This is a genomic window from Lysinibacillus sp. NPDC056220 (genome assembly GCF_049315265.1).
Classification (GTDB): Bacteria; Bacillota; Bacilli; order Bacillales_A; family Planococcaceae; genus Lysinibacillus; species Lysinibacillus pinottii.
This window is the reverse complement of sequence record NZ_JBMOXD010000008.1, coordinates 81152-105135: the sequence shown is the minus strand read 5'-3', so window position 1 is coordinate 105135 and position 23984 is coordinate 81152. Positions and strand designations below refer to the sequence as shown.

Sequence of the window (23984 nt, the reverse complement as noted above, 5' to 3'; positions counted from 1 at the left end):
CATTCACCTCCACGCTAATTATTGTGTACCGAGGTGAAGAAATTTATGCTCATTAAATAATTGTTTTAAGCAGGATTTATTTTCCTATTTATTATTTTTTACCTCTTCCCATATTTTTAACATAGGAACAGGCATCGGCAATTGTTCTATTTGTTCTTGAGTGAACCAATCGCCCGTTGAAGAGGATTTACACTTCATATAATAGCTATTTATATGCCATGTTAAATGTGAAAACACGTGCTTAAATGAAAGCAGTTCATGCCTAGCTTGTACATTAATGGAACATTCCTTTAAGAAGCTTTCCTCTGTTATCTGACTAGTAGTATCAATCATTGGGAATTGCCATAGTTTAGCTAATAATCCTTCTTCGGGCCGTTGCTCCATTAAAAAACGTCCTTGTTCATCTTGACAGACTAAAATATTGTAACTCAAATGCTTCATCTTCATTTTTTTCGATTTAACTGGCAGTTTTTCCGGTTCACCCTCATTAAACGCTGTACAATATTCTCGCACAGGGCACAATAAACATTTCGGTGACGTAGGCGTACAAATAAGTGCCCCTAGCTCCATTAAGCCTTGGTTAAAGGAAGATGCATTAGTAGGATCAATAAGCTCCTCAACTGCCGCTTCAAAAATCTTTTTAGTTTTGGGTACGGCTATGTCCTCATTTATATTAAGCACTCTGCTTAATACTCGCATAACATTGCCATCTACTGCATGTTCGGGCTTGTTATAGGCAATACTTAAAATAGCACCAGCGGTATAAGGTCCTACACCTTTTAATTTTGATATTTCATGGCGATTATCAGGGACCACGCCTCCATAATTTTCTAAAACCTCACGTGCACCTGCCTGTAAATTGCGCACTCGAGAATAATAGCCAAGTCCTTCCCAATGCTTTAATAAATAATCTTGTGGAGCTTCTGCAAGCAAATCTAATGTTGGAAAACTTTCCATAAAACGATTGTAATAAGGAATAACTGTGTCGACACGTGTCTGCTGTAGCATCACTTCAGAAACCCAAATTTTATATGGATCTGTAGTATGTCTCCACGGTAAGTCGCGTTTCTCAGCGTTAAACCATTCGACTAAAGAATGTCGAAATTCTGTTACATATGGGTAATTCACAGTGACCTCCAATATTTTTACGATTTAATTTATGTTGAAAAGGGTATACAATTAATAAAGAATGAACATTCGTCCATAACTGACAAAATTCGTCATTATCGAATGTCACCATACAAAAATTGAATACAGTTAATTTATAATTGAAATAAAGATGTATGCAAATTGTACTCGATTTTACTGCATACTAGGAGTGGATATTTTTGGATTCAGGTACACATTTCGTTATGGGTATTGCCCTTGGCGGTCTCGCATTAGCCGACCCTATAGTAGCAAATCACTCAATGACCTTTACTGCTGTCATGGCAGGTACGATAATTGGCTCACAAGCTCCAGATGTTGATACTGTGTTAAAACTACGCAATAATGCCATTTATATTAGACATCATCGCGGAATTACACATTCTCTACCGGCAGTAGCTATATGGCCAATCTTAATAACAGCAGTTATATCCCTTATTTTGCAAGACGTAAATGTGTTTCATTTATGGCTTTGGACATTTTTAGCTGTTGCTCTTCACGTCTTTGTAGATATTTTTAATGCATACGGTACCCAAGCAATACGGCCATTTTCCAGAAAATGGGTTGCATTAGGTGTCATCAATACATTTGATCCGATTATTTTTTCCTTACACTGTTTAGGTATTGTATTATGGGCTTTCGGAGCCAACCCTGTTTGGACATTTAGCATCATGTATATCATCATCGTGATTTATTATCTGTTACGATTTGCTGTTCAAAAAGCAGTAAAAAATGCTGTCCACAGTACGATACAAGATGAAGAATATGTTATCGTAGCACCCACTATGCGCTTCTTCCATTGGCGTATTGCTGCCAAGTCTAAAACACATTATTATGTTGGCCGTGCTTATGGAAGGACTGTTAATATTTATGATAAATTTGAGATTAAGCCTTTACCTAAAACTGCCCTCATTCATGCAGCAATGAAAGACCCCAACTTAGCTGCCTTCGTGTCATTCTCCCCGATGTACCGATGGGAGATTTCTGAGCTTGAAAATGGCTTATTAGAGGTACGTTTAATCGACTTGCGTTATCGTAGTGACAATCGCTATCCCTTTGTGGCAGTAGCACATTTAAATGACGATAATGAAATCGTCACATCCTACACGGGTTGGATTTTTACAGAAGATAAGCTTCAGAAAAAACTACAAATTGGCGCAAGTAATTAAGCAGTAAACCCTGACCAATAATGGTCAGGGTTTTATTATTGTATCATATCATCACTAGCATCTAGGAGATGGGCATATTTAGGATTGCGCCCTGCAAAGGCATGAAGTTTATCACCATAGCTTGTAATTAATTGGCGAACAAGATTTTCTGTATAATCTGGCCCACGATAATCATGCCCTGCTTTAGCTGAAGTTGATTCAAAATCACTCCATAATAATTCAACCCAGACACGGGCACGTCCAACTGACATTTGTGGATTTTTCGCAAGCAATTCTGCTGTCAATTTTTCAATTTTTTCCTCCATTTATTTGCCCACCTTTACAGGAGACAGCATGGATACAGGTAGTGCCTCTTGGTATTTGTCACCACCTAAACGATGTCCCCATGCAAATCGTCCCTTCAAATAATCAACTTGGAAAAATTCATTATCTGAACGATCAATACGATACATTTCACCCGGAACAATTGTATTCAAATCTACTAAATAAGCTGCTGCCATTAATGCTTTACGTTCATAAACAGCAAATTCATTAATGATGCCAAGCTGTTCTGCCTTTCTTGCCTTCTCTTTTAAAAATGCAATTTCCTCACGCAGTTCATGCTCAGACATAGCAGCATAATTCTTTTCGTTCATTCCTCATTCTCCTTCTCTTCTATAAAACGATCTATTACTTCTATAGGAAAACCCTTTTGGTAAAGCGTCTGCTTCACCTTCATTTTTAGCTCATAACCAGTATACTTCGATACGTACTTTTTCCAAACTTTTTCGCCCTGTGCATCGAGTAATGGCTGCCAATTGTCTTCATCTTGCTCAAGTTCTATTTGATTAAGCACCTCTTCCACAATAGGAAATGCATAGCCTTTTCTTAACAGATAATCTTGAATTTTAGCCTTTACTTGTGCTGGCGTCTTTCTTTTCTCTGAACGTACAATTTTTTCCGCCAACTGTAAGGCCAATTTTATTTGTTCTTCAAAACTATAAGTGGCAAGTACCTCATCTTGTAGGTTTTTATTAATTCCTTTTTTCATGAGATCTTGTCTAATAGCTCTCGGTCCCTTTTTCATTGTAGCCTTTTTTGTATCAAGTAAAGCTTTGGAATAATTTTCATCGTTTATAAAGCCATACGATTTTAATTTCTGGATTGCTTCTAAAACTACTGCTTCTCCAAATTCTAAGGTAAGAAGTTTTTTCTTAACCTCGTGCTCACTTCGCATTTGATAAGAAAGAAAGTTTAATCCTTTATTAAACGCCTTGCGTATCTCATCCTCATAGGCAATTTCCTGAATTTCAAATTCATCGAGAACTTTCCCCTTTGTTAAAGAAAATTGAAGAAGAATAGCCTCATCAACAGGAAATGCATATTCTTCATTTAAATAGATATTATAACGCTCAGGATTGTTTTTTTGACGTGCAATTTTCGTAATCATACGCATAGCCAACACCTCACCTGTCCATTATAACATTTCTTTTTACGGTATCCGTTATTCGATACTTATCACCTTCTTCTAGGGATTCACTTAAGGTGCTTGCATTCGTGTTAAATGATAAAATTACTAGTAAAGTATATTTTTGAAAAAGGGGTGCTTCTTATGAAAATCGTGATTGCGGGTGGAACTGGTTTTGTGGGAAAAGCTTTTATCAAGCTAGCTCAGGAAAATGGTCACAGTATATTTGTTTTAACTCGAAGTCCTTCCTCCGAAAAAAATGGTATTCAATATGTACAATGGTTGCAGGATGAGTCCCTACCAATAGAGGCATTAGAAGGAGCAGATGCCTTTGTGAATTTAGCAGGAGTTTCTTTAAATAATGGTCGATGGACGAAAAAACAAAAGAAGGATATTTATTGGAGTCGGATGCATGCAACACTTGAAATAGTGCGCATAATAGAAAAGCTCAGGAAAAAACCGAAAGTACTTGTTAATGCAAGTGCCGTGGGTTTTTACCCCCATTCTACAGAGGTTATTTATAATGAGAATTTTTCTGATGCAGCGACCAATTTTTTAGGCTCGACCGTTGATGATTGGGAACGACATGCAAAACGAGCAGAACATTTGGGAATCCGTGTGGCCCTTGCACGCTTTGGTGTCATTTTAGGTAGAAAGAGCGGTGCCTTACCACCCATGCTATTGCCATATCAAATGCATATTGGCGGAACAATCGGTTCTGGTAAGCAATGGCTTTCGTGGGTACATATTGAAGATGTAGCACGTGCTTTATATTTTGCAATCCTTCATGAAGAAATTCATGGTCCATTCAATGTAACTGCACCTCATGCCACACGCATGAAAGAATTTGGACAAACAATCGCTATGGTCATGAATCGACGACATTGGATGCCTGTCCCTAGCTTTGCCATCCGCTTTGCCCTTGGAGAACAGAGCACTCTTGTTTTAGAGGGTCAACATGTCCAACCAGCTTTGTTAGAAAAGCATCATTTTACATTTAAATTTCCCCATTTAACAGAAGCACTTGAAGACTTATTAATTGCTCAGAATTAGTGGATAATTTATAGCTATTTTACGCATCCTATTGAAAAAGAAAGGATGCGTTTTTTATGTGGAAACAGCATATTGTTGGTGCGGTAATCGCTACTTTTATTATTGCCGCAGGTATTAGCATTAATCCATATTTTGCTGCAGGTTCTGATGAACATCATTGGGGCTTTAAGCGTGCTAAAAATGGTGAACAGGCAGAGGCTGGTGCGCAGCTTGATCAACTACTTGATAAATATGGGGCTATTTATAAAGGGAAGGCAGATAAAAAAATTGCCTACCTAACATTTGATAATGGCTATGAGAACGGCTTTACCGAAAGTATTTTGGATACATTGAAAAAAGAAGATGTACCTGCAACTTTCTTTTTAACTGGCCATTATTTAGACAGCGCGAGCGACCTAGTAAAACGTATGGTGAAGGATGGTCATACTATTGGCAACCATTCATATGGGCACCCTAATATGGCTCGACTTACTCCAGAGGGCATGCGTGCAGAATGGCGAAAATTTGATGGGAAATTACGTGAAATGACTGGCATCGATCGTACAACCTATGCACGTCCGCCAGAAGGAACCTTTAATGCAAAACTGCTAGAAGTAGGTAATGCGGAAGGGTATCGACATATATTTTGGTCTGTTGCCTTTAAGGATTGGATGAAAGATGAGCGACGTGGTGCTGATTATGCCTATAATGCGCTCATGGAGCAATTGCATCCAGGCGCCGTTATTTTAATGCATACGGTTGCACAAGACAATGCCGAAGCTTTGCCAATGTTTATTGCAGAGGCCAAAAAGCAAGGCTATACCTTCTTATCACTTGACGATTTAGTATTAGAATATGAAGATTTTCCTGTTGCTTTGCAATCGTCTGCTCCTTCGTTATAATGGGGAGATGACATTATAAAGCAGGGACGTGGAACGTTTGACGCAGCAAACAACAATGACCGTGGGGCAAAAATTCCCACTCATAATAAAAAGACTTGGCATTAATGGAGAAGGTGTGGGTTTTTATAAAAGAAATGTAATATTTGTAAAAGGAGCTATTCCTGGTGAAGAAATTACCGCTCAGGTTACGAAAACTCAACGTAATTTTGCTGAAGCTGAGATTTTATCCATTCATAAAGCCTCTAAGCACCGCCAGGAAGCACCTTGTCCAGTCTACAATGAATGTGGTGGCTGTCAACTTCAACATATGACATATGAAAAACAGCTATTGGAAAAACGTGATATTGTCATCCAAGCTTTAGAGCGTTATGCGAAACCTCTAGCTGAAACAGTGGAAGTACGAAAAACACTTGGAATGGATAATCCTTGGCATTATCGTAATAAAAGTCAATTCCAAGTACGTAAAGAGGGCAAGCGAGTATATGCAGGCTTATTTGCTGAAGGCAGCAATAAGCTACTAAATATTAACGACTGCCTTGTACAACACCCTGTTACATCTAAAATTACTGTCGCAACACGTAAGATTTTACAAAAATTAAATATCACGATTTATGATGGACGTACACTAGATGGCTTAGTGCGTACGATTGTAGTACGTACAGGGATACGTACAGGTGAAACACAAGTTGTACTTGTAACTACCCGTAAAGAAATTCCCCATCTTGCTGAATTGATTACACGTATAAAAAAAATTGATCCTAGCATTGTTTCCATTGCACAAAATATTAATCGTGAGAAAACCTCTTTAATTTTTGGTGATGAAACAATAGTTCTTGATGGTAAAGAAACAATACATGAAGAGCTTGGCGAATTGGCCTTTGACTTATCGGCTCGTGCTTTCTTCCAGCTTAATCCAACTCAAACAGTTCATCTCTATGATGAAATAAAAAAGGCAGCTGCTTTAACAGGAAAAGAATCAGTAGTTGATGCATATTGTGGAGTTGGTACCGTGGGTCTTTGGCTAGCAGATCAAGCAGCAGAAGTTCGCGGGATGGATGTCATTCCTGAAAGCATTCAAGATGCTCGCAAAAATGCGCGCAACCATGGCTTCAAGCATACTAAATATGCTGTAGGTACGGCCGAAAGTGTCCTATCAAAATGGCGCAAAGAAGGCTTTACACCAGATGTTATAACAGTAGACCCACCGCGTACAGGTCTTGCATCAGAGTTTATTCAAACCGTGCTTAAGCTTAGACCTAAGCGTTTTGTTTATACATCATGTAATCCATCTACATTAGCGAAGGATTTACAGCAATTATCGAAGCATTATCATGTCGAGTATATTCAACCTGTCGATATGTTTTCACAGACGGCACAGGTAGAATGTGTAGCAAAGCTGGTATTGAAAAATAAATAAAAATAAAAGGCGTCTCAAAAAAATTTGAGACGTCCTTTTTTGTTATGCACAGCACGAGCTGCCTGGTGGATGACGGACGGTCCAGAAAAGTCAATACCTCAACCATTACCCCAGGATTTAGAAGATTTTTAAATGCTAAGAGTTGAACTTTTATAGAAAGATATTTGACACGTAAACTTTGTACTTTTACCTTTAACCTTTAAGCCTTTAGGTTATTTTCGTTGTAAGTTTCATTTGAGTAAGGCATGTTTTATGTTTAAACTCGCACACATGCCTTAAAGCGCGAGCGACTCTTCGTTTTCCGTTTTCGCAAGGCCATGCATATCCTTTTATGCTTGCACTTCAATAAATGTTGTGGCATTCGATTCAGATAAGACTGCATCGACCTCTGATTCGAACTCTTCAATCCGACTACTTAATGTCTCTATTCTCTGTCTAACATTTAGTGGATCAATGATTTCAAACTCATTCCTTTTCATAAATGTTTCCGTATGTAATTTCACTTCTTCCGGAGATTGTTTATCTTTATTGCCTAATATATTAATTAAATAGGTTTCCAGTTTGGCCGGTAATGCATCATTTTCTTTGGCAACTGTATGGATAGCAGAACGGTATTGATGTTGCATGACTTCTAGCAAGTTCTTTTCATATTGAATCGATTGTTTACGCTCAATGGCCTCCGCGACAGTCATTTCTTCCTTGCCAACGATTACCTTTGTGCTGGCATTCGATTGTACAACTAACGCTTTTATTTTATTTCTATAGCTAATTAAGCCCATTACTTTATCATAGGATGCTTGCATTTGTTTTTCGTATTCAACTATTTCTATTCCATTTATTTTCTGATTACTTTTACGATTGGCTACTACAGAGCTAACCTCATTGGTTGCCCCTTCTATACGTTGTTGTAGCATTTTCAATTCTGTTAAGGCGCGATGAATAGATAGTTTTTTCATTTCGGTCATGATAAAACCTCCTTCTTAAGCAAGTATTCTTTCATTATATTTAAAAATTTTAGCAATGTCCAAAATATACCTTTTTATTTTTATTGATTTCATAATAATTTGTCTGTATAATTCTTTTTTAGGTGCCAAACCTATGTAACTTGGACGGAACATCCTTGTTACGCAAAAAACGCCATAACAGCACGGATTTGCTGGGCGTTTTTTTGTTTTTGAGCGGGAGATGAGCCCCGCTCTTTTTATTTTGCCATCAATGTCTGTTTGTTCTTAAGACGTCCAAATATGAGTAATATGAAAGCCACAATTAGGAGCAGTATAGCTACAAGTAAAAGGAAGCTATAATTTTTAACATATTCTAAATAAACTCCACCTAAGAACGGTCCGGTTAAACTACCTATACTTAGGGCAATTCCGCAGAGTAAATTCCCAGTGGGCAGTAGCTCCTTTGGCGTTAAATCTGCCATAAAAGTAATCCCCAAAGAAAACATCGAGCCAACTAGCGTACCCGTTAAGAAAAATGCTATAGCGACAGCCATTTGTGATTGTTCTAAAAAGCTGGCAATTGCGAAAATAATAGCGCCACCAAATGACCCTACCATCAAAATATTCCTTCTCCCCACTTTATCTCCCAGTGCACCTAATGGGACTTGAGTTAAAATACCACCAAATGTAAAGACTGATAAAATAATTGGAATCATGCCAACCTCAAACCCTTTACGTAGTGCATATACGGGGAATAATGCATTCAATGAAGATTCAAGGAACCCGTATACAAAAGGTCCTAAAAAGGCAATCCACCCAAATAATATAGCCATTTTGTAACGCTTCCATCCTCTTGCATGTAAGTCACCTGTTAATCGCTCAGGTTTTTCATTTTGTAAGAAGAATACAAAAGACCATGCAATTAAACACATGATTGACGAAACAATAAACGGTAAAGCTTCAGCTATTTCAATCAACTTTACCATTAGTGGCCCAACGGCAAAGCCTATACTAAAGGACAAGCCATAGATAGCCATCCCTTTTCCCAAGCTTTTATGATCAGCGGTACTAGTAATCCATGTTTGTGTGGCATAATGCAGGGCATGATCCCCAACACCAATCAGTAAGCGAAGCACAAACCAAAATGTGACGCTTTTCCATAAAGGAAATGCCAATAAGGAGATAAAAACAAACGCGCCACCCATTAAAATAATCGGTTTATAGCCCCATTTTCGTAATGGTTGCTCAATGAATGGTGAAATTAATAATGTCCCTATGTATAAGCCCGTTGCATTCAAGCCATTTAATGCTGAGGAAACGCCATCACGTTCAAAAATTATAGAAATGAGCGGTAATAACATCCCTTGTGAAAAGCCCGATATGGATACAATTATTACTAATATGGTAAATCTTTTTTTGCTGTAATCTGAGAAATATGTCATCTTTTCCTCCAATCATTCTCCCAAAGAACAGCATACCAAAAAGCCTTAGCGCTCACCACATGTGATTTTACGCTAAGGCTTAACGAATACTTATAGTCATTTAATTGTATAAACACGAAATTCGGCTTTTGATTATTACCGAGTACTTGTTTAAACTCCCTCCTTTTCGAGTTAGAGTTTTAAAGATGTTTTCAATCAGCTCCTTTACTTTATCTTAAAACAACTTTAACATACATATTCAATATTGTAAATATTCCGTCTACTTATTTTTGAAATTAATCTCTTAGTCCTAGGCATCTACCTAAACATTGAAATTTCAGCTTAAATCAGCTACGATGAAAGGGATGAAATGAGGTGTACGAATGTCCAAGCCAATCACTGATAAAAAACAGCAAGTAACCTATTTAAGAGAGCGTCTTGAAATGTTTTTAGAAGTATTAGATGCCCTAGATCCAGAAACAGCTGAATTAGATGATATTGATCGTTTAATTCAAATGATGGATGACCTAGAAGACAAAATGGAGCAATTTAATGCTCGTGAACAATAAAGATGAAAAAACAAGCGAGCACAAAGTATGCTCGCTTGTTTTTTAATGACAGTCCCAATTATAAAGAACATTGCTAAAGTCTTTATTTTTTAACTCTTCCTCAGTAATAAAGAAATTTCCAACTCCACAATCGCCCCATAATATATCATCCCCCACACTATCTATTTGCAAGAGCAAAATGGTAGAGTCTGTATAATTACCGTATGCTCGTGGATCTTCTTGTGTAAAGAATGGATACCCCCCTATTTTAAGTCCATCCCCAGTTAAAGCATCATAAAAGGCATCTTCTACTGTTTCGTTATCTTCAATAGCCTTCAAGATGCTACTGTAGATTTCATTGGCTCTGTAATCATCAATCGTTAAGGGTTCAAAACCTGTTTTAAAGGATAAGGTCATTTCACGCTCTACCGGAAAATACATTTCCTCATCTTCTTTTTCTACAAATGAAAAATCTTGAATAAGCTGTGCTTCATCATGTATAACGGTATCATGAAAAATGACACGAAAGCCTTCTTGATTTTTTCCATTATCAAAGTCCATTCCTAATACATCGTCATAGCCATCAATATAAAACTGCACTATCCCTTCTTCTGGGAAATGAGGCAAATGCTTAGGCAATTCTGCAAAATTAACTTGGGCTAAAAGCTTTAGTGGTTGTCCACTTGCATTTTTAGGATATTCCATCGCTAGTGGGAAATAAGGGTCCCCTGCAAACTTACTTTGAAACAAGGTTGTTTTCCCAGCATATGCATCAATCAGAACAACGGGCTTCATTGTTTCCTCTATTAGCGGTCTGTATTGATCAAATTCTTCAGGTAATTCAAGTAAAGTTTTAGCAGACATACAAATTCCTCCTAAATGTGGGTTACCATCATTATAGAACAAACGTTCTATAAAATCAACTCCCTCCCCAAATACTATTAAACTATGCGTAAATTTAGCCCTCATAGGTAAGGACTCTTTTTTTCATTAGTTGAAAAGAGTATAATGTTACGTGGAAATAATCAAATTTTCTATGGGGGGCAATACACGAATGAATCTACAAACTTTGGAGAAAAGTCTTTATGATTTAATTACTGAAACATCCACAAATTTACCTAAGGATGTACGTCGTGCGATTAAAAAAGCAAAAGAAGCGGAGAATGCTGGAACACGTGCGGCAATGAGCTTAGACACAATCTCAAATAATATTATTATGGCTGAAGATAATGTATCACCTATTTGTCAAGATACTGGTCTTCCAACTTTTAAAATTTATACACCTGTGGGCGTAAACCAATTAGAAATTAAAGCTGCGATTAAAAAGGCAATCAATGATACTACAGCTGATGCAAAACTACGTCCAAATGCAGTGGATTCATTAACTGGTGCCAATAGTGGTAATAACCTTGGCGATGGTTTACCAGTTATGAAGTTTGAACAATGGGAAAATGATTACATTACGATTAAATTAATTCTAAAAGGTGGCGGCTGTGAGAACAAAAACATTCAATACAGTCTTCCATGTGAAATAGATGGTCTAGGTCGTGCAGGTCGTGACTTAGATGGTATCCGTAAGTGTATTTTACACTCTGTATACCAAGCACAAGGCCAAGGCTGTTCAGCTGGTTTCATCGGCGTAGGTATTGGTGGAGATCGTTCTTCCGGCTACGATTTAGCAAAGGAACAATTATTCCGTCATGTTGAAGATACAAATCCAAATCCTGATCTTGCCAAATTAGAAGAGTATGTGGTGAAAACTTCTAATACATTTGGTATCGGTACAATGGGGTTCGGTGGTGAAGCAACATTACTAGGCTGCAAAATTGGGGTTATGCACCGTATCCCAGCTTCATTCTATGTGTCTGTAGCATATAACTGCTGGGCTTACCGTCGTATGGCTGTGGATATCGATCCTCAAACTGGTGAAATTATTAAATGGCACTACCAAGAAGGTGAAAAAATTACTTTCAAAGAGGATGAAGTGGCAGCTACAACAGAAGACAACACAACAAATGTAGTAGAGCTTACTGCACCAATTACAGAAGAACAAATTCGTTCACTAAAAGTTGGAGATGTAGTTTCTATTACAGGACGTATGTATACTGGTCGTGACGCTATCCACCATCATTTAATGAGCCATGATGCACCAGTGGATCTAAATGGACAAGTTATCTATCACTGTGGACCAGTTATGGCAAAAGATGAGGAAGGCAATTGGACAGTAAAAGCAGCTGGCCCAACTACTTCTATTCGTGAGGAGCCTTATCAAGGCGATATCATGAAAAAGTTCGGTATTCGTGCTGTCATCGGCAAAGGTGGTATGGGACCAAAAACATTAAAAGCTCTTAATGAACATGGTGGCGTTTACCTAAATGCTATCGGTGGAGCAGCACAATATTACGCAGACTGCATTAAAGGTGTAGATGGTGTTGATTTAATGGAATTTGGTATTCCAGAAGCGATGTGGCACTTAAATGTTGAAAAATTTACAGCAGTTGTAACAATGGATTCACACGGCAACTCATTACACGCAGATGTCGATAAATCATCTTTAGAAAAACTTGCACTGCACGCAGAAAGAGTTTTCTAATTAAATATAAGTAAGTAGTAGCCCTTTTTACTGCACACTTTTGTAAGGCACAGAATATTCCTAGTGAATAGACTGTGCCTTTTTCTGTTAATAAAATTCCTCCTTTTTTTAACTCCCTCTTTATTTCTATAAATTACTTTGTTATAATTATTCTAAATAAAAGATGTGGTAATTGAAATCCATTTTCAATTAAAGGCCATAAATAAATGCTTATATTTAAGGGTTTTGATATTGATTTTCATTATCAGGAGGGATAGGAATGGAACACTCTAATCGAGAAAATATAAATTTAATTGAGAAAATTAAAGAACATGCAGAATTAATCGCTGCGTTAATGGCTGGTGTATTCATCTTACTTGCATGGCGTTTAGATATAAGCGGACAAACAACCGCTTCTGTTCTTCTTTATGTCATTGCATTTTGTGTAGGTGGTTTTGCCAAAGCAAAGGAAGGTATAGAAGAAACCATAGAAGAAAGGAAATTGAATGTTGAACTCCTAATGGTATTAGCAGCTATTGGTTCTGCTGCTATTGGTTATTGGACAGAAGGTGCCATTCTTATTTTCATCTTTGCAGTAAGTGGTGCACTTGAAACATATGCTATGAATAAAAGTCATCGTGAAATATCTGCGTTAATGAATCTTCAGCCAGAAGAAGCCTGGTTAGTTCGAGGCAGCTTTGAGCCAATGAAGGTATCTGTTTCGACATTACAAATTGGTGATCATTTATTGATTAAACCCGGGGAGCGTATTCCAGCCGACGGCATTATTTTTAAAGGACAGTCTTCCATTGATGAGTCAGCTATAAGTGGTGAACCATTACCCGTTTTAAAACGTGAGGGTGATGAAATATTTGCAGGTACGGTAAACTTGAATGGCGCTATTACAATGGAAATGACGAAGGCCAATTCAGAAACACTCTTTCAAAAAATTATTCAGCTTGTCCAAAGTGCTCAAAGTGAAAAATCTCCGTCTCAACAATTTATCGAAAAATTCGAGGGAACTTATGTAAAATTTGTTTTACTTGGTGTAGCCATCATGATGTTCCTTCCCCATTTCGTACTTGGTTGGGATTGGACAACAACTTTTTATCGTGCCATGGTTTTATTAGTTGTTGCTTCTCCATGTGCCCTTGTCGCAGCCATCATGCCAGCGACACTTGCAGCTATTTCAAATGGTGCTAAAAATGGTGTGCTATTTAAGGGCGGCTTACATTTAGAGCATCTAAGTGTTTTAGGTGCATTAGCTGTTGATAAAACTGGAACATTAACACAAGGTAAACCAGTCGTAACAGATTTTATTGTCCGTGATGGATTCGATCGTAATATGGCTTTAGCTATTCTTGCGGGAATAGAAACACAATCCAACCATCCTCTTGCTCAAGCCATTACTTCCTATGCGAAAGCGGAAGGAATTACTGCCTTACCATCAGCAACAATTGAGGATATCCCAGGATGGGGTATTAAGGGGACCGTTCACAACAAGGAATATCAAGTTGGTAAACCTGATTTTGTGAATGCTCAACATGCCAATGATTTTGCAAATGGAGCTGCGGCAAAACTTGCTGCACAAGGTAAAACGGTTATTTTCATCCGTGACCAAAATGGAATTGTAGCGTTAACAGCTTTAAAGGATACTGTACGTAACGAAGCCAAAAAAGCTGTGTCATTATTAAAAGAGCTTGGTATTCAAGTCGTCATGCTTACTGGAGACAACGAAAAAACGGCAAAAGTAATTGCTAAAGAAGCTGGTGTCACTGAGTATGTAGCGGAGTGTCTACCTGAAACGAAGGTAACAGAAATGAAACGTTTGCTTTCCCAATATCAATTTGTAGGAATGGTGGGTGACGGCATCAATGACGCCCCCGCACTAGCTACAGCAACTACCGGCATTGCGATGGGTGAGGGTACAGACGTTGCATTAGAAACCGCTGATGTTGTATTAATGAAAAACGATCTATCTAAAATTGCTTATGCTGTTCGCCTCTCTCGTAAAATGCAACGAATTGTAAAGCAAAATATCATCTTCTCTATCGGGGTAATTATTTTGCTAATTGCCTCAAACTTTTTACAAGTAGTCGATTTACCTCTAGGTGTTATTGGACATGAGGGTAGTACCATCCTCGTTATTTTAAACGGCTTACGCATGCTGAATAAAAATGTTTAATCACAAAGATGCCTCGCTTCTTTCATAATAGAAGCGAGGCCTTTTTTAATTATGTCATTTTCTTATCTATTAATTTCCTTTTGTAATGCCCTTTTCTGCATTGTAGCATTTAATACTCCACCAAAGATTAAAATAATTCCTGTAAAATATAACCAGAGCATTAAAATAATAACGCCACCAATACTACCATATGTAGCAGAATAATTCGCAAAGTTATTAATATAGAAAGAGAAAGCATATGTGACCACTAACCAGGCAAGCGTAGCAAACATTGCCCCTGGCCAAACACCTAATATTTTCAACCGAGGGCTTGTATTAGGTACGAACCAGTAAATACCCATTAAAACAATAAAAATAAGTATTGGTGGTATCGACCATCTTAAATTATGCCAGACCGATTCAAATTGTTCCTCTATTCCGACGATTGAAAATAAGAAATGTCCTATTTGCTGGCCAAATACCGGCAATAGAAGAGCGACTGCCATGACAACTACAAGAGCCACTGTAAAAACAAGAGATAGCCCTCTATCTAATATACCTGCTCTTCCTTCTGTATCGTATGCTTTATTTAAAGCACGAATCAGCGCATTAATACCTTTAGATGCCGACCATATCGTACCTAGTACACCGATGGACAATAAACTACTGTTGCGGTTTGTTAAAATTTCATTCAACGTATTTTCAATAAGCTTATACACTTCATCTGGCAATACATTTACTAAAAATGAATAAACCTGCGTTGTTTCTAAGTTAAGATATGGTAGCAATGTCACGAGGAAGATAAGTAATGGGAAGAATGATAGTAAAAAGAAATAAGCGAGCTGTGCGGAAAGCGCTGAAATTTCCACTCGCTTTACCCGACCTATCAAATCTTGGACAAAGCCCTTGGATGTCATGACATCAATCACTTCCCCTTCAGGAGACACAAATGATTTGACGAATCCAAAGGCATTTTGCATTGTTGCCTTTTTCTTTTCCATACAACTCCTCCTAAAACTACAATTATTCTTTATGAGGTAAAGTAAAAGCTGACTTTGTGTCATCAATCATACTTTGAATCGTAGTTGGCAATTCTTTAAACTCCTCCACCTTCTCTGCAATAGTGTTGACATTATCTGACACATTTTCACAAAGCACCTTCGCAGCCAGTACTTTTTCCTCCACGAGGACCTGTAATTCTTCACGATTTGTTGCATAATACGTGACAGCTTCTTTCATTTTTTTTGTAGTGTCAATTGTTTTCTCACGAGTAGTGCGATCGAGCATGCTTAACGCTGCTCCAATTGCTGCTCCTGCTACGATTGATACTAATAATTTACTTTGACCCATATTAAAACCCCCTGCTTGTGTAATTGCATATTCCCTAATATTTCATAAATAAACTAGTCTACTGCCCTTATTCTACCCAATAACAGTCTATTTTTAAAGCAATGCCCAAATACGGAGTTGACATTTTTTTTATTCAATGAAATGATATGTGCGAGGAGTACGAAAGGTAGGCTAAAAAATGGATTTGTCAGTCCCGTCAAAGGAAAACGTTATTTATATGATTGATCAAATGAAGGACAAGCTTCGCATGGTAAATGTCGATGCAATGAAATCGGAACACTTCGATGAAGCAAACTACGAAGACTTAACGTATTTATACGAAATGGTTATGAAAAGAGAATCATTTAGTCCAAGTGAAATGCAGGCAATTGTTGCAGAATTGGGCGCTTTACGTAAATAAGCAAATAAAAAAGCTATTAGCAGGAGACAAATAGTCCTTGCTAATAGCTTTTTATTTATTGTGTATTCTTCGCTTCCGAGCCGTCCTCAGTCACTAGTGGTTGAATAAGTACTTCAACACGTCGGTTCTTTGCACGACCTTCTGCTGTATCATTTGGTGCAATCGCACGGTTTTCGCCATAGCCTTTTGCACTAAAGTTCTCAGATTTCAATTGCGAATTACTGTCTAATAAAACCATATAGAAATTAGATGCACGCATTAATGATAGCTCTAAATTTGATGAAAAATTAGGACCAGCTGGAACGTTATCCGTATGACCAGTAATAACAATATTACGTGGTGGATTGGATACTAATACATCCGCAAGCTCCTTCGCAATAGGAATATACTCTGGTTTAATCGTTGCTTGTCCAGGATCAAATAAAATACTATCACGAATTGTCACAAGTAAACCTTCATCCGTCATTTCTGTAGCGAATTGACCTTCCATTTCATTGACAGCGATAAAATTATCGACACTATCTTTAATTTCAGCCAACTCCTGCTGATCCTTTAAGTAGGCTGAATTTTGCTGTGGTGTTTGGTCGCTATCCGCATTTGGACTAGGTACTGGTGCAGGCTGCTCTAAAAAGCTTGTTCCACCATCAAAAACCTGACTAAAAACGGCTGACATTCTCTCTAGCTTTTCTTGGTCTACTGAACTTGAAGCAAATAGTATAATAAACACAGCTAAGAGCAATGTTAAGATGTCGGCATATGGCACTAGCCAAGACTCATCTATATGCTCATCATGCTTTTTTTTCTTAGCTTTCTTTGCCAAGGCCACCCGCCCCGCTTTCACCAGAAATTTGACGACGTTCTTCCATCGTTAAGTATGATGATAGTTTTTGTTCAATAACACGTGGAGCCTCCCCTTCTAATACTGAAAGGATACCCTCAATCATCATTCTCTTTTGTTTCACTTCTAAAGCAGACTTACGTTTTAATTTGTTCGCAAATGGGTGCCATAAAACATAACCAGTAAAGATACCGAGTAATGTAGCCATGAAAGCTGCTGAAATAGCGTGTCCAAGCTTTTCAATATCATTCATATCAGCCAATGCGGCGATTAAACCTACTACTGCACCAAGAACCCCAAGAGTTGGTGCATATGTACCTGCTTGTGTAAAAATGGCAGAACCACTTGCATGACGTTCTTCCATAGCCTCTACTTCCTCTGTTAATACATCACGAATGTAGTCTGCATTTTGTCCATCAATTGCTAATGTAAGACCATTTTTCAAAAATGGATCTTCAATTTCTGATGCTTTACTTTCAAGTGCTAATAGCCCTTCACGACGAGCTAAGTCAGCCCATTGCGAAAACATCTTAATAATTTCAATATCATTTGCTAATTTAGTTTCTTTAAAAAGAATCTTAAATAGCTTTGGTACACGCTTTAACTCTTGCATTGGAAAGGCAATTGTTACTGCAGAAATAGTACCAAAGATGATAATTAGGATAGCTGCTGGGTTATAAAATGCTGTTAAACTTACACCCTTCATTACCATCCCTGTTAACAGCGCTATAAACGCAATTATTAACCCTATGATCGACGACTTATCCATTCTAGAACCTCCAAATCTACTATCTACTGTTAATTTCGTCTAATTTTCCATATTTTAAATATATAATGCTAGTATAAATGTATTTTAATTATTTTTCGATGTAATTAATGCTTTTTATTCACATTTCGACCATTTTTGATTATATTGAATTAAGAATCTTACACTAAACTGTCTTATTTCAAAGGGGGATATGAATTTGTTATTATCATTTAGCACAAAATTACTAAAATATGCCGAATTAGCAATAAAAGTAGGAGTAAATATCCAAAAAGATCAATATCTTTATATAAGCTGTTCGACTGATAACTTAAAATTAGCTCAAATTATTACTAAATTAGCCTATAAAAATGGTGCAAAACAAGTATTTGTCGATTTATCTGACGATGAACTTGTTCGTACTCGCTATGAAGGAGCACCGAAAGACTCATTTGATTTCTTCCCACCATGGAAAGTTCAAGAACGTGAGTGGCTGGCTGAAAATGGTGCTGCTTTCCTAAGCATTAGTTCACAAAACCCAGATTTACTAAAAGGTATTGAGCGTGACAGAATTATGGCGTTCCAAAAAGCATCAGGCCAAGCATTAGCGAACTATTATCAGTTGCTACAGTCTGATAAATTTAGTTGGTCAGTTATCGCTGCTCCATCTAAAGCATGGGCAGCAAAGGTTTTTCCTGATTTACCAGAGGATCAACAAATGGATGCCCTATGGGAAGCTATCTTTGCAGCGACGCGTATTGATCTTGAACATTCAGTGGAAGCTTGGTTAGCTCACGACAAAGAATTACACGACAAAGCGGATTATTTAAACAGCAAACAGTATAAGTCGCTTCACTACACGGCTCCAGGTACAGATTTAACCATCGAGTTACCTGCACATCACATCTGGACAGGCGGTAGTAGTGTCAACGAACAAGGTCAAACATTTATGGCGAATATACCTACTGAAGAAATTTTTACTGCACCTTTAAAAACAGGCATAAATGGGTTTGTATCCAGCACTAAACCGTTAAGCTATGGTGGCAATATTATTAACAATTTCACATTAACGTTTAAAGATGGCCGTATTATCGATGTAAAAGCTGAGGAAGGTCAAGAAATTTTAGCTTCTCTTATTGAAACAGACGAGGGGGCGCATTATCTTGGTGAAATAGCATTAGTGCCTCATCATTCCCCTATTTCCCAATCGAATTTGTTATTCTACAATACGTTATTTGATGAAAATGCCTCAAATCATTTAGCCATTGGTAGTGCTTATGCTTTTTGTATTGAAGGTGGTAAAGACATGTCTTCTGATGAGTTAGCTGCTCATGGCATAAACCAAAGCTTAACACATGTAGACTTTATGATTGGATCGAATAAAATGAATATTGATGGCATTACCCACGATAATCAAAAAGAACCAATATTCCGTGATGGAAATTGGGCATTCTAAATAATCCATTCTTACTAATAGTATTCTAGTCTAGTATGTTATGGATGTCATAAATTATCCTTAGATTTTCCTAGTATCCTATTGTATAATTAGTTTAGGGTAATTAGTAGATCATTTAAGTAGAGAGGAGCTCTAAAAATGTTCATTACAACTGTTCTTGGCTTTTCAGCAGTTTTATTAATTTCAACTGGATTCTTCATCCACTACCTACAAGTAGGTTTAGATAGCAAGTCTTCAGTAACTGTAGATCCAAAGCCAAACGAAAAATTTTAAGTAAAAAAACAGCTACTGTAAAAGTAGCTGTTTTTTTATAGTTTCAACGTTATTAAGCTGCTAAAGTGTACGAAGTTTGCTTCTTTATTGTAAAAATTGTCTGAAAAAAGTCTTTATTGTTTGCATAATTAAAGTTTTGCTCTAAAATATTTTTTGTAAGGAAGGGAGCAATTTTCATGACAATGTTACAAGATATTTTAGGGTTTAACAAAGAGTTTGTACAAGAGAAAAAATATGAACCATTCATCACTACAAAATATCCTGATAAACGTATTGTTGTTTTATCTTGTATGGATACTCGTCTTGTAGAGCTTTTACCAAAAGCGATGAATCTCCGTAATGGCGATGTAAAAATTGTGAAAAGTGCCGGTGCATTAGTGAGCCATCCTTTCGGTGCTGTAATGCGTAGTTTATTAGTTGCTGTCTATGGCCTACAAGCAGATGAAGTTTATGTGGTTGGACATTATGACTGTGGTATGAGTGCAGTTGATCCTGATGCCATGCTAAGTGAAATGGTTAAAAGAGGTATCAATCCAGAAACCATCAAAATGCTGGAGTATTCTGGTTTTGATTTAAAAGAATTTTTACGTGGTTTTGGTGATGTAGCGACAAGTGTCAAAAAAAGTGTCGACACGATTCGAAATCACCCATTAATGGTAAAAGACGTTCCTGTACATGGTTTAATTATTGACCCAAATACAGGTCATCTAGATTTAATTGAAGATGGTAACCATCAATAGTTATCCTAACTTGATTTATAGCTAATCAATAAACAAGTGCTTTCCTTTGAAAAGAAAGGCACTTGTTTATTTATTCATCCTCTAAACGAGCATACATATAATGATCCACCCAATGACCATTAATATACAGGAGCTTCCTTAAAAGACCTTCCTGTTGAAAGCCCGCCTTCTCTAAAACACGCATCGAGGGATTATTTTGGGTTGATACATATGCCTCTACTCGATGTAGCCCAATTTGATCGAATGCAAAGCGGACTACCATATTCACTGCCTCAGTAACAATTCCTTTACCTACGTAAATTTCATCCATAGCATATCCCACAAATGCACTTGAGTAGGGTAAACGTTTTACAGCATATAGTGCAATATGTCCTATTAGGTTATTAGTACCATGCTCAAAAATGCCAAAAGTAAATTCTCGCTTTGAATCCATTAAATATAAGCTTTCTTGAATTTTTTTATATTGCGCGTCGATCGTATAGTATTCAGGTCTTTGTAAAGGCTCATATGTTGACCAAAAGTATTTATTGCGGCTTACGAGACCTGTTAAACTTCGTGCATCATTTTCTTGGAATGTTCGGATGTAGCATTTTTCCCCCTTTATAGTTACCACATTCCCACCCTTTTTTCTTAATAAATTCCAAATTTTAAGCACCATTTCTCCACACTAGCCTTCCAATCAATATCGGTAGAAATTTTCACTACCTTCTTAACTAATAGAATTTAAAGGAGTAATCCCTAGTTTTACCTTATTGTATGTAAAAAAAGATGCTGCTACAACTAAAACAGCTCATGTCTTCATGTCATAGCACCATCATTTTACATTTTATTTTTTACTTCTTCTTCTCATTCAAGGTGTTCAGGCTGGATGAGTCAGCATCTTCTAAAAGCGGATTGTCTAATACATTTGTTAAATGAAGTCCACGTTTCAGTGCCTCTCGTTCAATATGTGCAAGCGTTTCTTGTAGCACCTGCACACGTGCATATTTTTTATCGTTTCCAGCTACTAAAATCCATGGAGCATTTTTCTTATCGGTCTTGTCAAACATTTCATTGGCAGCCTCAATATATTGTGGTGACTTTTCTCGATTGCGCCAATCCTCTTCTGTTAGCTTCCAAGATTTATATGGATTTTGTTCTCGTTCCTTAAAACGCTTTAATTGCTCCTCATCTGAAACATGAAGCCAGAACTTAATTATTATGTAGTCCCCCGCAGTTAAAATCTTTTCAAAATTATTAATCTCCTCATAGGCACGAGACCATTCTTCCTTCGTTGCGAACCCTTCAATACGTTCTACTAATACACGCCCATACCATGAACGATCGAAAACAGCGATTTGCCCATGCTGAGGTAGCTTTCTCCAGAACCGTTGTAAATAGTTATAGCGTAGCTCATGTGGCTGTGGAGCTGAAATTGGGTGTACGACATAGCCACGTGGATCGACACGTTCAATTAAACGTTTTATCGCTCCACCTTTCCCAGCGGCATCCATACCTTCAAACACTAAAATTAAACCAATTTTGTTTTTTAATAAAAATTGTTGGGCATTTAACATTTCATATTGGAGTACTTTTAATTTCTTTTTATACATCTTTTTATCTAGTTCAATAGATAGGTCTAGATTTTTTAAGTTTTGTGTCATAAAGCTTCACTCCTTTATTTTGTATATATTCTTATTGTACTAAAGAAATAAATGGATGCCTATTGAGATGGTAAATTGTAGATAGTGTTAGCAAACAACACGATACATTGATGGAAGTTTCCGTTATAATAAAATGAGTGACAGTACTATACTTATTTGTCTTTTCCCTATACAATTTAACACGAAGGGAGAGGAAAGCATGCCTCGGTTTTTATTGATGACAATTTCGTATATTGTCTCACTCATCCTAACCTTTTCATCTTTTTTCATGAAACTTAACGGTCAGTCTTCTTTAGAAATTTCTAATCGTTTTTCGGTGGTATTTGCACCTGTTGATGGAAGTCATTTAATTTGGATTGTCATTTATTTATTCATCGGTTATTGGTTAGTGATGAACATCAAAAAGACATCTATGAAACAGTCTGCGCTCTTTAGTTGCATAAATATTTTACAAGCATTAATGATATACGTATGGCATCATGAATTATTTATTGTTTCTCTCGGCATTACCCTACTCTTAGTCTTGTATCTATTTATGTTGTACAATACGTATCCACTTCATGACAAATCACTGTCGGGTCGTATTCCTTTCGCCATTTATTTAGCATGGATGACATTTATTTTCATCACAAATATTAGCTTTACGTTAACAGCTTATGGTTGGAACGGTTTTGGTCTAAGTACTCCTCTTTGGGCAGTTATTTTACTGACATTAGGTGGAGTCATTGCGCTACATATCCGCTTTCATCACTTTGATATCATGTATCCAAGTGTTTTTATATGGGCTTATATAGGAATCGCTTTACATAATGGTTTTGATGAGCTACTCGTAACAACCGCTGCGTTATTTTTATGTGGTGTACTCTTTGTTGGCATTTTATTCATTAAAAAAAATCCTGCCTACCAAAAGTAATTTGGTGAGCAGGATTTTTTGTGTCATCCTAGTCTTCGTCTAATGAAGTGAGGATAATTGGTTTATCTTTTGTAACAATCACTGAATGCTCAATTTGAGCAACAAGAGACTTATCGGGTGTTATGAATGTCCAACCATCACCAGCTTCTACTATATGCTCTGCTTTTGCAGAGATAAATGGCTCAACTGCAAGAACCATGCCTTCTTTCATAATCGTAGAGTCCCATGCATCATAATAATTTAAAATGTGATTTGGCTCATCATGTAAAGAACGACCTAAACCATGGCCTGTTAAATTCATGATAACTGTTAAGCCATTAGCATTCGCCTCGCGCTCTACCGCCTTGCCAATTTGATTTAATTTAGAGCCAGCCTTTACCTTTGTCATTGCACGATCAAAAGCATCTTTGGCAACACGACATAGTTTTTCTTTATCTTCATAGCCATCACCGACTACAAAAGAAATACCTGTGTCGGCAAAGTAGCCATCTAAAGAGCCTGAAACATCGATATTAACGATATCTCCCTCCTGAATAACACGTTTACCTGGGATACCGTGCGCTACTTCCTCGTTGACACTAATACAAGTATATCCTGGGAAGTCATATTCTCCTTTTGGTCCAGAAATCGCACCTGCCTCAGCAAACATTCGACCGGCAATTTCATCTAGTTCAAGTGTTGTGACACCTGGTTTTGTAGCAGCCTTCATTGTTTCACGGATCTCCGCACAAATGCGTCCAATTTTTTTAAAAGCTTCAATCTCTTCTTGCGTTTTTACAATCATGTATAACGTCCCTTTCATCTAATATCTACTCTTTAATATAACATAACTTTTTATACGTATAACGCTAAACGCTTTAAATA

Annotated in this window: 26 protein-coding genes; 12 read left to right on the top strand and 14 right to left on the bottom strand. The window is 37.2% G+C overall.

Annotation, left to right across the window (positions count from 1 at the left end; translation table 11 throughout):
• Nucleotides 1-84: 84 nt before the first annotated feature.
• A complete protein-coding gene (gene mutY / locus ACOZBY_RS19325) occupies nucleotides 85-1128 on the bottom strand; it encodes an A/G-specific adenine glycosylase (protein ID WP_031416881.1) in 1044 nt (347 codons plus the stop codon).
• 200 nt (nucleotides 1129-1328) lie between these two features.
• Between mutY and ACOZBY_RS19320 the strand changes: the two genes are divergently transcribed.
• The gene (locus ACOZBY_RS19320; protein ID WP_031416879.1) at nucleotides 1329-2315 is read left to right on the top strand and encodes a metal-dependent hydrolase; all 987 of its coding nucleotides are present in this window, start codon (nucleotides 1329-1331) and stop codon (nucleotides 2313-2315) included.
• A gap of 35 nt (nucleotides 2316-2350) precedes the next feature.
• Here ACOZBY_RS19320 and ACOZBY_RS19315 read toward each other — a convergent pair whose 3' ends face one another.
• From ACOZBY_RS19315 to recX, 3 genes are read right to left on the bottom strand one after another with little or no spacing between them, the layout of a single operon-like run.
• Nucleotides 2351-2620 carry a YfhJ family protein gene (locus ACOZBY_RS19315; RefSeq protein WP_012292102.1) on the bottom strand — a complete coding sequence of 90 codons (270 nt, stop codon included), beginning with the start codon at nucleotides 2618-2620 and terminating at the stop codon, nucleotides 2351-2353.
• On the bottom strand, nucleotides 2621-2950 hold the full coding sequence (locus ACOZBY_RS19310; protein WP_012292101.1) for a YfhH family protein: 330 nt from the start codon (nucleotides 2948-2950) through the stop codon (nucleotides 2621-2623).
• On the bottom strand, nucleotides 2947-3750 hold the full coding sequence (recX, locus tag ACOZBY_RS19305; protein ID WP_080720026.1) for a recombination regulator RecX: 804 nt from the start codon (nucleotides 3748-3750) through the stop codon (nucleotides 2947-2949). Before recX ends, ACOZBY_RS19310 begins: the two co-directional genes overlap by 4 nt.
• Before the next feature lie 156 nt (nucleotides 3751-3906).
• Here recX and ACOZBY_RS19300 point away from each other — a divergent pair, with 156 nt between their 5' ends.
• Genes ACOZBY_RS19300 through rlmD form a run of 3 tightly spaced genes read left to right on the top strand, consistent with a single transcriptional unit; the run spans nucleotide 3907 to nucleotide 7113 of the window.
• Nucleotides 3907-4815, top strand: coding sequence for a TIGR01777 family oxidoreductase (locus ACOZBY_RS19300; protein WP_036160449.1), 909 nt, complete (start codon nucleotides 3907-3909; stop codon nucleotides 4813-4815).
• A gap of 56 nt (nucleotides 4816-4871) precedes the next feature.
• A complete protein-coding gene (locus ACOZBY_RS19295) occupies nucleotides 4872-5696 on the top strand; it encodes a polysaccharide deacetylase family protein (RefSeq protein ID WP_012292098.1) in 825 nt (274 codons plus the stop codon).
• Between the two features lie 37 nt (nucleotides 5697-5733).
• The gene (gene rlmD / locus ACOZBY_RS19290) at nucleotides 5734-7113 is read left to right on the top strand and encodes a 23S rRNA (uracil(1939)-C(5))-methyltransferase RlmD (protein WP_036165396.1); all 1380 of its coding nucleotides are present in this window, start codon (nucleotides 5734-5736) and stop codon (nucleotides 7111-7113) included.
• Between the two features lie 329 nt (nucleotides 7114-7442).
• On the opposite strand, the gene ACOZBY_RS19285 is transcribed toward rlmD, so the two are convergent.
• Both ACOZBY_RS19285 and ACOZBY_RS19280 read right to left on the bottom strand, forming a co-directional pair.
• Complete coding sequence (locus tag ACOZBY_RS19285; RefSeq protein ID WP_031416872.1) at nucleotides 7443-8078, bottom strand: hypothetical protein; 636 nt, start codon at nucleotides 8076-8078, stop codon at nucleotides 7443-7445.
• A 236-nt stretch (nucleotides 8079-8314) separates the two neighbouring features.
• Complete coding sequence (locus tag ACOZBY_RS19280) at nucleotides 8315-9499, bottom strand: MFS transporter (RefSeq protein WP_036160447.1); 1185 nt, start codon at nucleotides 9497-9499, stop codon at nucleotides 8315-8317.
• Nucleotides 9500-9861: 362 nt separating this feature from the next.
• On the opposite strand from ACOZBY_RS19280, the gene ACOZBY_RS19275 reads away from it, so the two are divergent.
• Nucleotides 9862-10047, top strand: coding sequence for an SE1561 family protein (locus ACOZBY_RS19275; protein ID WP_008173529.1), 186 nt, complete (start codon nucleotides 9862-9864; stop codon nucleotides 10045-10047).
• 42 nt (nucleotides 10048-10089) lie between these two features.
• Here the strand turns inward: ACOZBY_RS19275 and ACOZBY_RS19270 are convergent, their stop codons facing one another.
• Nucleotides 10090-10890, bottom strand: coding sequence for a YwqG family protein (locus ACOZBY_RS19270; protein WP_031416870.1), 801 nt, complete (start codon nucleotides 10888-10890; stop codon nucleotides 10090-10092).
• Nucleotides 10891-11080: 190 nt separating this feature from the next.
• Here ACOZBY_RS19270 and ACOZBY_RS19265 point away from each other — a divergent pair, with 190 nt between their 5' ends.
• Both ACOZBY_RS19265 and ACOZBY_RS19260 read left to right on the top strand, forming a co-directional pair.
• Complete coding sequence (locus ACOZBY_RS19265; RefSeq protein ID WP_031416868.1) at nucleotides 11081-12619, top strand: fumarate hydratase; 1539 nt, start codon at nucleotides 11081-11083, stop codon at nucleotides 12617-12619.
• 259 nt (nucleotides 12620-12878) lie between these two features.
• The gene (locus ACOZBY_RS19260; RefSeq protein ID WP_012292092.1) at nucleotides 12879-14783 is read left to right on the top strand and encodes a heavy metal translocating P-type ATPase; all 1905 of its coding nucleotides are present in this window, start codon (nucleotides 12879-12881) and stop codon (nucleotides 14781-14783) included.
• A gap of 62 nt (nucleotides 14784-14845) precedes the next feature.
• Here the strand turns inward: ACOZBY_RS19260 and ACOZBY_RS19255 are convergent, their stop codons facing one another.
• A complete protein-coding gene (locus tag ACOZBY_RS19255) occupies nucleotides 14846-15763 on the bottom strand; it encodes a YihY/virulence factor BrkB family protein (RefSeq protein ID WP_012292091.1) in 918 nt (305 codons plus the stop codon).
• A gap of 22 nt (nucleotides 15764-15785) precedes the next feature.
• Nucleotides 15786-16112 carry a hypothetical protein gene (locus ACOZBY_RS19250; RefSeq protein ID WP_012292090.1) on the bottom strand — a complete coding sequence of 109 codons (327 nt, stop codon included), beginning with the start codon at nucleotides 16110-16112 and terminating at the stop codon, nucleotides 15786-15788.
• Between the two features lie 178 nt (nucleotides 16113-16290).
• Between ACOZBY_RS19250 and ACOZBY_RS19245 the strand changes: the two genes are divergently transcribed.
• Entirely contained in the window at nucleotides 16291-16512 is a 222-nt protein-coding gene (locus tag ACOZBY_RS19245) for a DUF1128 domain-containing protein (RefSeq protein ID WP_031416866.1), read from the top strand.
• 55 nt (nucleotides 16513-16567) lie between these two features.
• Here ACOZBY_RS19245 and motB read toward each other — a convergent pair whose 3' ends face one another.
• Together motB and motA are read right to left on the bottom strand one after the other, a co-directional pair.
• Nucleotides 16568-17332 carry a flagellar motor protein MotB gene (gene motB / locus ACOZBY_RS19240; RefSeq protein WP_025115820.1) on the bottom strand — a complete coding sequence of 255 codons (765 nt, stop codon included), beginning with the start codon at nucleotides 17330-17332 and terminating at the stop codon, nucleotides 16568-16570.
• Nucleotides 17316-18119, bottom strand: coding sequence for a flagellar motor stator protein MotA (gene motA, locus ACOZBY_RS19235; protein WP_031416865.1), 804 nt, complete (start codon nucleotides 18117-18119; stop codon nucleotides 17316-17318). The genes motB and motA overlap by 17 nt, the downstream gene beginning before the upstream one ends.
• Before the next feature lie 190 nt (nucleotides 18120-18309).
• Between motA and ACOZBY_RS19230 the strand changes: the two genes are divergently transcribed.
• The 3 genes from ACOZBY_RS19230 to ACOZBY_RS19220 all read left to right on the top strand — a co-directional run bounded on the left by ACOZBY_RS19230 (nucleotide 18310) and on the right by ACOZBY_RS19220 (nucleotide 20564).
• The gene (locus ACOZBY_RS19230; RefSeq protein WP_422762608.1) at nucleotides 18310-19551 is read left to right on the top strand and encodes an aminopeptidase; all 1242 of its coding nucleotides are present in this window, start codon (nucleotides 18310-18312) and stop codon (nucleotides 19549-19551) included.
• Nucleotides 19552-19689: 138 nt separating this feature from the next.
• Entirely contained in the window at nucleotides 19690-19824 is a 135-nt protein-coding gene (locus ACOZBY_RS19225) for a hypothetical protein (protein ID WP_004225590.1), read from the top strand.
• A gap of 176 nt (nucleotides 19825-20000) precedes the next feature.
• Entirely contained in the window at nucleotides 20001-20564 is a 564-nt protein-coding gene (locus tag ACOZBY_RS19220) for a beta-class carbonic anhydrase (RefSeq protein WP_012292084.1), read from the top strand.
• Nucleotides 20565-20634: 70 nt separating this feature from the next.
• On the opposite strand, the gene ACOZBY_RS19215 is transcribed toward ACOZBY_RS19220, so the two are convergent.
• The gene (locus ACOZBY_RS19215) at nucleotides 20635-21222 is read right to left on the bottom strand and encodes a GNAT family N-acetyltransferase (protein WP_012292083.1); all 588 of its coding nucleotides are present in this window, start codon (nucleotides 21220-21222) and stop codon (nucleotides 20635-20637) included.
• 175 nt (nucleotides 21223-21397) lie between these two features.
• Nucleotides 21398-22207: a polyphosphate kinase 2 family protein gene (locus tag ACOZBY_RS19210; protein WP_036165358.1), complete on the bottom strand. Its 810-nt coding sequence runs from the start codon at nucleotides 22205-22207 to the stop codon at nucleotides 21398-21400.
• Between the two features lie 199 nt (nucleotides 22208-22406).
• Here ACOZBY_RS19210 and ACOZBY_RS19205 point away from each other — a divergent pair, with 199 nt between their 5' ends.
• Nucleotides 22407-23120 (top strand): hypothetical protein, encoded by a 714-nt coding sequence (locus tag ACOZBY_RS19205; protein ID WP_031416860.1) that lies wholly within the window; start codon nucleotides 22407-22409, stop codon nucleotides 23118-23120.
• Between the two features lie 28 nt (nucleotides 23121-23148).
• Here the strand turns inward: ACOZBY_RS19205 and map are convergent, their stop codons facing one another.
• The gene (map, locus tag ACOZBY_RS19200; protein ID WP_036216602.1) at nucleotides 23149-23904 is read right to left on the bottom strand and encodes a type I methionyl aminopeptidase; all 756 of its coding nucleotides are present in this window, start codon (nucleotides 23902-23904) and stop codon (nucleotides 23149-23151) included.
• Between the last annotated feature and the right edge of the window lie 80 nt (nucleotides 23905-23984).

Bases quoted from the DNA above. Each gene is read 5' to 3' on its own strand.
- ACOZBY_RS19315 (WP_012292102.1), bottom strand. From the start codon at position 2,620: ATGGAGGAAAAAATTGAAAAATTGACAGCAGAATTGCTTGCGAAAAAT.
- ACOZBY_RS19310 (WP_012292101.1), bottom strand. From the start codon at position 2,950: ATGAACGAAAAGAATTATGCTGCTATGTCTGAGCATGAACTGCGTGAG.
- recX (WP_080720026.1), bottom strand. From the start codon at position 3,750: ATGCGTATGATTACGAAAATTGCACGTCAAAAAAACAATCCTGAGCGT.
- ACOZBY_RS19300 (WP_036160449.1), top strand. From the start codon at position 3,907: ATGAAAATCGTGATTGCGGGTGGAACTGGTTTTGTGGGAAAAGCTTTT.
- ACOZBY_RS19295 (WP_012292098.1), top strand. From the start codon at position 4,872: ATGTGGAAACAGCATATTGTTGGTGCGGTAATCGCTACTTTTATTATT.
- ACOZBY_RS19285 (WP_031416872.1), bottom strand. From the start codon at position 8,078: ATGACCGAAATGAAAAAACTATCTATTCATCGCGCCTTAACAGAATTG.
- ACOZBY_RS19280 (WP_036160447.1), bottom strand. From the start codon at position 9,499: ATGACATATTTCTCAGATTACAGCAAAAAAAGATTTACCATATTAGTA.
- ACOZBY_RS19275 (WP_008173529.1), top strand. From the start codon at position 9,862: ATGTCCAAGCCAATCACTGATAAAAAACAGCAAGTAACCTATTTAAGA.
- ACOZBY_RS19270 (WP_031416870.1), bottom strand. From the start codon at position 10,890: ATGTCTGCTAAAACTTTACTTGAATTACCTGAAGAATTTGATCAATAC.
- ACOZBY_RS19265 (WP_031416868.1), top strand. From the start codon at position 11,081: ATGAATCTACAAACTTTGGAGAAAAGTCTTTATGATTTAATTACTGAA.
- ACOZBY_RS19260 (WP_012292092.1), top strand. From the start codon at position 12,879: ATGGAACACTCTAATCGAGAAAATATAAATTTAATTGAGAAAATTAAA.
- ACOZBY_RS19255 (WP_012292091.1), bottom strand. From the start codon at position 15,763: ATGGAAAAGAAAAAGGCAACAATGCAAAATGCCTTTGGATTCGTCAAA.
- ACOZBY_RS19250 (WP_012292090.1), bottom strand. From the start codon at position 16,112: ATGGGTCAAAGTAAATTATTAGTATCAATCGTAGCAGGAGCAGCAATT.
- ACOZBY_RS19245 (WP_031416866.1), top strand. From the start codon at position 16,291: ATGGATTTGTCAGTCCCGTCAAAGGAAAACGTTATTTATATGATTGAT.
- motA (WP_031416865.1), bottom strand. From the start codon at position 18,119: ATGGATAAGTCGTCGATCATAGGGTTAATAATTGCGTTTATAGCGCTG.
- ACOZBY_RS19230 (WP_422762608.1), top strand. From the start codon at position 18,310: ATGAATTTGTTATTATCATTTAGCACAAAATTACTAAAATATGCCGAA.
- ACOZBY_RS19225 (WP_004225590.1), top strand. From the start codon at position 19,690: ATGTTCATTACAACTGTTCTTGGCTTTTCAGCAGTTTTATTAATTTCA.
- ACOZBY_RS19220 (WP_012292084.1), top strand. From the start codon at position 20,001: ATGACAATGTTACAAGATATTTTAGGGTTTAACAAAGAGTTTGTACAA.
- ACOZBY_RS19215 (WP_012292083.1), bottom strand. From the start codon at position 21,222: ATGGTGCTTAAAATTTGGAATTTATTAAGAAAAAAGGGTGGGAATGTG.
- ACOZBY_RS19210 (WP_036165358.1), bottom strand. From the start codon at position 22,207: ATGACACAAAACTTAAAAAATCTAGACCTATCTATTGAACTAGATAAA.
- ACOZBY_RS19205 (WP_031416860.1), top strand. From the start codon at position 22,407: ATGCCTCGGTTTTTATTGATGACAATTTCGTATATTGTCTCACTCATC.
- map (WP_036216602.1), bottom strand. From the start codon at position 23,904: ATGATTGTAAAAACGCAAGAAGAGATTGAAGCTTTTAAAAAAATTGGA.